Raw genomic sequence first — 6069 nt, forward strand, 5'->3', positions numbered from 1 at the left:
CCCTGACCCCGATCTTCATCCGGCTCAAGCTCTCCCTGCTGCGCAACGGGCTGCGGCAGTCGTCCGGGCGCAAGGCCGTGTACATCACCTCGGTGGTCGTCGTCCTGCTCTTCGGCGCGCTCCAGCTCCTCGGGCTGATCGCCCTGCACGGGAACGAGCACGCGGGCACCCTCACGGTCATCCTCGTCGCGGTACTCGCCGTCGGCTGGACCGTGATGCCCCTCTTCTTCCCCAGCGGCGACGAGACCCTGGACCCCACCCGTCTGGTGATGCTCCCGCTGCGGCCCGAACCCCTGGTGCGGGCCCTGCTCGCGGCATCGCTCGTCGGCATCGGGCCGCTCTTCACGCTCTGTCTGGTCCTGGGATCGGCCATCGCGGTGGCGACCAGCTGGGCCGCGGCGGCGGTCGCCGTGCCCGCCGTCCCTCTCACCATCCTCGTCTGCGTCGCGCTGTCCCGTGCGGTGGCCGCGGGCAACGTGCGTCTGCTCACCTCCCGCAAGGGCCGCGACCTCGCCGTGCTGAGCGGGCTCGTCATCGCGGTGGGCATCCAGGTCGTCAACTTCGGCGCCCAGCGCCTGGGCAGGACGGGCGGCCTCTCGGCGCTCGACCCGGCCGGGAACATCATCCGCTGGCTGCCGGGGCCCTCCGCGATCGGCGCGGTCCAGTCGGTGAGCGAGGGCTCCTACGGACGGGCGGCGGCCCAGCTCGTCATCTCCGCCGCCGGCCTGTTTCTGCTGCTCCGCTACTGGCAGGGGTCGCTCGTCAAGCTGATGACCTCGCCGGACGGCTCCACCATCGCCGCCGCGGAACCCACCCGTAAGGAGTCCGCGTCCGGCTTCGTCCGACTGCTCCCCGAGGGCCGCACGGGTGCGGTCATGCACCGCACGCTGCTCTACATCTGGCGCGACCCGAAGACCAAGGCCGCCTGGATCACCTCGCTCGCGATCGGGCTGATCGTCCCGCTCTTCAACGCCCTGCAGGGCAGCGGCTCGATCTACTTCGCCTGCTTCGCCGCGGGCATGCTCGGCGTCCAGCTCTACAACCAGTTCGGCCAGGACACCTCGGCGTTCTGGATGGTCGCCCAGACCATCTCGACCTCCAGGGACGCCTACCTCGAACTGCGGGCCCGGGCCTTCGCGCTGCTCGTGGTCGCCCTCCCGTACACACTCCTGGTCAATGTCGTCACCGCAGCCGTCATCGGTGACTGGCCGGCGCTGCCCGAGGCGCTCGGCCTCTCGCTGGCACTGCTCGGCGCGATGATGGCGACGGGGGCGGTGGCCTCGGCACGCTTCCCGTACTCGATCCCCCAGGACAGCGCCCACCGGAACGTGGCCCCCGGCCAGGGAGGCATCGCCGCGATCTCCATCTTCGGCGGCATGGTCTCCGGTGCCGTGCTCTGCGCCCCGGTGATCGCGCTACTGATCTGGCTGCACGTCTCCGCCGCCCACGGGCTGCTCTGGGTGCTGCTCCCGGTGGGTGCGGCGTACGGAACCCTGATCGCCTGGGCAGCGCTGCGCGTCGCGGCCCCGCAGACGGCGGCCCGGCTGCCGGAGATCCTTTCGGCGGTCAGCAAGGGGTGACCGCCGCGCCCTACGGGGTGAGGACGGAGTCCAGGAAGGACTCGACCGCCACGCGCCAGGCCTCGGGCTGGTCGTAGTGGACAAGATGGCCGGCGTCGGCGACCTCCGCGTACTGCCCGCGCGGCAGGACGCGGACCATCTCCTGGGCCTCCGCGCGCCCCAGTTCCCCGTCCAGGCCGCGGACGACCAGGGTGGGGCACTGGACCTGGGCGAGCTCGTCCCAGTGGGCGTCGTACACCCAGGTCTCGCGGGACGTGAGCATCTGGCGGCGGGAGAAGACGGGGCGCCAGCCGTCGGCGCGCTCGGCCATCACCTCGGCGAAGAACTCACCGCGGGCCGGGCTGGGGCGCTCCACCCAGGGGTCGTCCTCGCCGAACCACTTGCGGACGTCGGCGAGGGTGGCGAAGGGGACGGGCCAGGACTTGAACCAGTCCTCCCATTCGCGCTGGGACGCGGCGCCGAGGGCGGAGGCCCGCATGTCGCAGATGACGACGGCCCGGACGAGGTCGGGGCGGCGGGCGGCGAGCTGCCAGGCGGTGAGGGCGCCCATGGAGTGGCCGATCAGGGTGACCGGGGCGAGGTTCAGCTGTTCGATCGCGGCTTCCGCGTCGGCGATGTAGGCCTCGCGGTTGTACGGGCCTTCGGCGGGCTTCTCGCTGCGGCCGTGGCCCCGCTGGTCGAGGGCGACCGCGCGGTGGCGCTCGGTGAGCCAGCGGGCCGTGGACGCCCAGTGCGAGGCGCGGCCCATCAGCCCGTGGAGTAACAGGACCCCGGGGGCACGGTCGGTCTCCGCGCGCCCCTTCGGGGGCTCGGCGAACTCCCAGGCGGCGAGGCGTACGCCGTCGACTCCGGTCACATCGATACGCCGCACCATGCGTCCGGCACCCCCTTCTGGATTCCCCCGAATCGAACAAGTCGCTTCAACCACGCCAGGCTATCGAACTCGTATTCGAAAATGCCCGTCTCCCGCGCAACACCCCTCTTTCGAGTGACCGTGCTCAAGGATTGACCGCCGCTGCCGAGGGGAGATCTTCAGCGGGGGGCGGACCGCTCGGGGATGACGGTCCGCAGGGGCTGACCTTGAGAGCTCGGGGCTCCAGGTCAGCGCAGGGGAGGACAGGCCCCGGCGCCTTCGGGCGCCGGGGCCCTCCGCGCGCAGGGGCAGGTGCGGATGCGACGGGCGCACAGCAGCTCCCTTCCCGGCCGAACGGGTCCTCCCCTGCTCGAGCACATTCGAGAGCTCGGGGAAGGGCGGGCCGAGCCGACACTTCCGGGTCTGTACATTTCCGGGTCCGAAACGTCCGGGTCCGACACCTCTGGGCCCGGCCTCAGGTCATATGCCTCAGCCGACAGCCTTGCACGGGTCGCGCCCGCGCGCTGCCTATATGCCCGTTCCCAACAGACCCACGGGATACGGGTGTTATCCCCGGATCAGCGCTTGGCCACGAAGACGTGCGAGGCCACCTCCGCGTTGAGCTCCGCGGCCTCCCCGCTGCTGCCGACGAGCACCCCGCCGGGCGAGTCCGTCACGCTCACCACCGAACCGGGCTGCACGCCCGCGCGGCGCAGCGTGTACATCAGCTGGGCGTCCGTCTGGATCGGCTCGCCGATACGCCGCACGACCACGGTCTTGCCCTCGGGACCCGGGTCCAGATCGGCCAGGCTGACCATGCTGTCGTCCAGGAACGGGTCGGCCTCGGCCTTCTCGCCCAGCTCCTCCAGGCCCGGGATCGGGTTCCCGTACGGAGACTCGGTGGGGTGGCGCAGCAGCTCCAGGACGCGCCGCTCCACCGCCTCGCTCATCACGTGCTCCCAGCGGCACGCCTCTGCGTGCACCTGCTCCCACTCCAGGCCGATCACGTCGACGAGCAGACACTCGGCCAGACGGTGCTTGCGCATGACACGCGTCGCCAGCTTGCGGCCCTCGTCCGTCAGCTCCAGATGCCGGTCGCTCGCGACCGCCACCAGGCCGTCGCGCTCCATCCGCGCCACGGTCTGGCTGACCGTGGGACCACTCTGGTCCAGTCGCTCCGCGATCCGGGCGCGCATGGGGACCACACCTTCCTCCTCGAGTTCGAGGATGGTGCGGAGGTACATCTCGGTTGTATCAATCAACCCCGACATTTGGTGCCCCTTGTTTGACTTGTGCGCTGGCCCTGGCTCAATTCTGACGCATAGCGCTGACAACCGGGCCGCGCCGAGGTCGAGCGGTATTGACAGCCCACTGGTCCAGACCGCAACGTGATCGGCATGACCCATGCGAGCGGCAGTCTGGCCGGGCAGTTCTTCGACTCCGCCATCGAGCTGTTGCAGCAGGTCCGCGACGGTGAGGCCCAGAGCGTAGCCGCCGCAGGAACCATGATCGCCGACACTGTCGAGGCGGGCGGCCGGCTGTTCGCCTTCGGCGCAGGCCACTCCTCGCTCCCCGCCCAGGATGTCGTCTACCGGGCCGGCGGCCTGGCCCTGATGAACCTCCTCGTCGTCCCCGGCACCCTCGGCGTCGACGTCATGCCCGCCACGCTCGGCTCCGCCCTGGAACGGGTCGACGGCCTCGCGGGCGCGGTGCTCGACTCCAGCCCCGCCATGCCCGGCGACGTACTGGTGATCATCTCGATGTCCGGGCGCAATCCGCTGCCCGTGGAGATGGCGATGAACGCGCGGGCGCTGGGGCTGAAAGTGATCGGCGTGACGTCCACGGCGTACGCACGCGAGACGAAGTCCCGGCACGCCTCGGGCACGTACCTCAAGGACCACTGCGACGTGGTGGTGGACAGCCGCATCCCGATCGGCGACGCGGAGCTCACCACGGAGGGCATCGACGCACCGTTCGCACCCGCGTCGACCGTGATCACCAGCGCCCTGATGCAGGCGATGATGGCGACGGCCGCGGGAGAACTGGCGGCGCGAGGCGTAGAGGTCCCGCTGCTCCGCTCGGGGAACGTGGACGGCGGACACGAATGGAACGGCCGCGTACTGAAGGAGTACAGCGACCGGATCTTCTACCGCCACTAGGAATCCGTGCCGGGCACCATCAAGCTCCCACGGGCACCATCAAGCCCACGCCGGGCAAATTCAAGCCCCTCCGGCGCTTGAGGAGCGGGGGTCCGGGGGCGGAGCCCCCGAAGAAGGCGGCGCTGCCCGCGTTCTCAGCCGCCCCCGACCGCCCGGGCCAGATCCACCGCGGCAGCGACCCGCACAGCAACACTCTCCGCATACACCGCATCAGGCCGCTCGAAAGCCGCCCGAGAAGCCCCCCGCAGAAACGTCACCGCCCCCAGCGTCCGCCCCCGGCTCCGCAACACCGCACACAGCGCGTGCGCGGTCCCCGGCGGCCACTGCCGGTCCGGCGCCCAGTCGGGATCCGCCGGCGCACCACTCGCCCGCACCGGCCCGATCCGCTCCACGGCCTGCAGCACCGGGTGCCCGGCCGCGTACCGCAGCGGGATCCCCGAGGAGTTCAGCAGAGAGGGCCCCGGCTCGGGCGAAGGCGTAGCAGCCGCCCGTACGAGCTTCCCGCCCCCCTCTTGCCGCTCCGCCCCCTCCGCGAACAGATCGATCAGCGCATGGTCGGCGAATCCCGCGAGCGCGTAGTCCAGATACGCGGCCGCCGCCTCCATCGGGTCCTCGCACTCGGCGGCCGCGTGCGACGCCCGGTACAGCTGATTGGTGCGGAAGCGCAGCCGGTCCGCCTCCTGCGCGGCCTCCTTGGCCGCCGTGATGTCCTGGAAGAGCCACCCGACCCCGAGCGGAACTGGTTCCTCCGCAAGCGGCGAGGCCAGCCGCAGGAATCCGCACCGCCAGCACCGCCGCCGCTCCCCCTCGGCAGTGCGCAGCGTCACCCAGATCTCGGCGGGCGCCGGAAGCGCGCCTTCCGCCAGTACGTGATGAAGCGCGCCCTCCAGCTCGTCCACGCCCTGCACGATCAGCTCGCCCAGCGGGCGGCCCAACAACGTGGAACGCCCGGCCGAAAGGGCGCGCGCGGCATGGGCGTTGACCACAGTCGGCCGCAGATCCACATCAACAAGAACCACACCCCACGAGGCGTCCTCGAAGAGCGCCTCGCTCAGCGCGATGGCCCGCTCCAGATCGATCTGGGCGTGCACCTCGCTGAACGCGCAGTAGACCCCGGCCGGCTTCCCGTCCGCGCCGCGCACCCCGGCGGACTGTGTCCGTACGAGAACACGCCCCCCGTCCTTCCGCAGCAGCGCGAACTCGTGCACCTGCCGCCCCGGCGCGCCCATCACGGCCATCAGCCGCCCCTGCACCTCGTCCGCGTCGGCGGTCCGCACCGCCCACCCCGCGAACCCCCGCCGGCCCACGGCCTCTTCGGGCGGCCAGCCGAGGATGCGCTCGGCCTCGCGGTTCCAGTGGGTTATCAGACCCTCCGCGTCGAAGGCGCAGAGAGCCGCGTCCATGCCGTCGAGCAGCGCGGCGAGAAGATCGCTGGTGGGCTGCTCGTGTTCGGGCTCGATCCGGGAAGCACTCATCC

5 protein-coding genes are annotated in these 6069 nt (G+C 71.3%); 2 read left to right on the plus strand and 3 right to left on the minus strand.

What is annotated here, in order from left to right; translation table 11 throughout:
• Nucleotides 1-2 precede the first annotated feature (2 nt).
• Nucleotides 3-1580 carry a transporter gene (locus J0695_RS27020; RefSeq protein ID WP_206966210.1) on the plus strand — a complete coding sequence of 526 codons (1578 nt, stop codon included), beginning with the start codon at nt 3-5 and terminating at the stop codon, nt 1578-1580.
• A gap of 10 nt (nt 1581-1590) precedes the next feature.
• Here J0695_RS27020 and J0695_RS27025 read toward each other — a convergent pair whose 3' ends face one another.
• Nucleotides 1591-2454, minus strand: coding sequence for an alpha/beta fold hydrolase (locus tag J0695_RS27025; RefSeq protein ID WP_206966212.1), 864 nt, complete (start codon nt 2452-2454; stop codon nt 1591-1593).
• Between the two features lie 557 nt (nt 2455-3011).
• A complete protein-coding gene (locus tag J0695_RS27030) occupies nt 3012-3704 on the minus strand; it encodes an iron-dependent transcriptional repressor DtxR (protein ID WP_206966214.1) in 693 nt (230 codons plus the stop codon).
• A gap of 126 nt (nt 3705-3830) precedes the next feature.
• On the opposite strand from J0695_RS27030, the gene J0695_RS27035 reads away from it, so the two are divergent.
• Nucleotides 3831-4592 carry an SIS domain-containing protein gene (locus J0695_RS27035; protein WP_206966216.1) on the plus strand — a complete coding sequence of 254 codons (762 nt, stop codon included), beginning with the start codon at nt 3831-3833 and terminating at the stop codon, nt 4590-4592.
• A 134-nt stretch (nt 4593-4726) separates the two neighbouring features.
• On the opposite strand, the gene J0695_RS27040 is transcribed toward J0695_RS27035, so the two are convergent.
• A complete protein-coding gene (locus tag J0695_RS27040; protein ID WP_206966218.1) occupies nt 4727-6067 on the minus strand; it encodes a PAS domain-containing protein in 1341 nt (446 codons plus the stop codon).
• Between the last annotated feature and the right edge of the window lie 2 nt (nt 6068-6069).

Source organism: Streptomyces beijiangensis (assembly GCF_017315755.1).
Lineage (GTDB): Bacteria > Actinomycetota > Actinomycetes > Streptomycetales > Streptomycetaceae > Streptomyces > Streptomyces beijiangensis.

Excerpts from the sequence above, each read along its gene's own strand:
- J0695_RS27035 (WP_206966216.1), top strand. The coding sequence starts at position 3,831 with ATGACCCATGCGAGCGGCAGTCTGGCCGGGCAGTTCTTCGACTCCGCC.
- J0695_RS27030 (WP_206966214.1), bottom strand. The coding sequence starts at position 3,704 with ATGTCGGGGTTGATTGATACAACCGAGATGTACCTCCGCACCATCCTC.
- J0695_RS27025 (WP_206966212.1), bottom strand. The coding sequence starts at position 2,454 with ATGGTGCGGCGTATCGATGTGACCGGAGTCGACGGCGTACGCCTCGCC.
- J0695_RS27040 (WP_206966218.1), bottom strand. The coding sequence starts at position 6,067 with ATGAGTGCTTCCCGGATCGAGCCCGAACACGAGCAGCCCACCAGCGAT.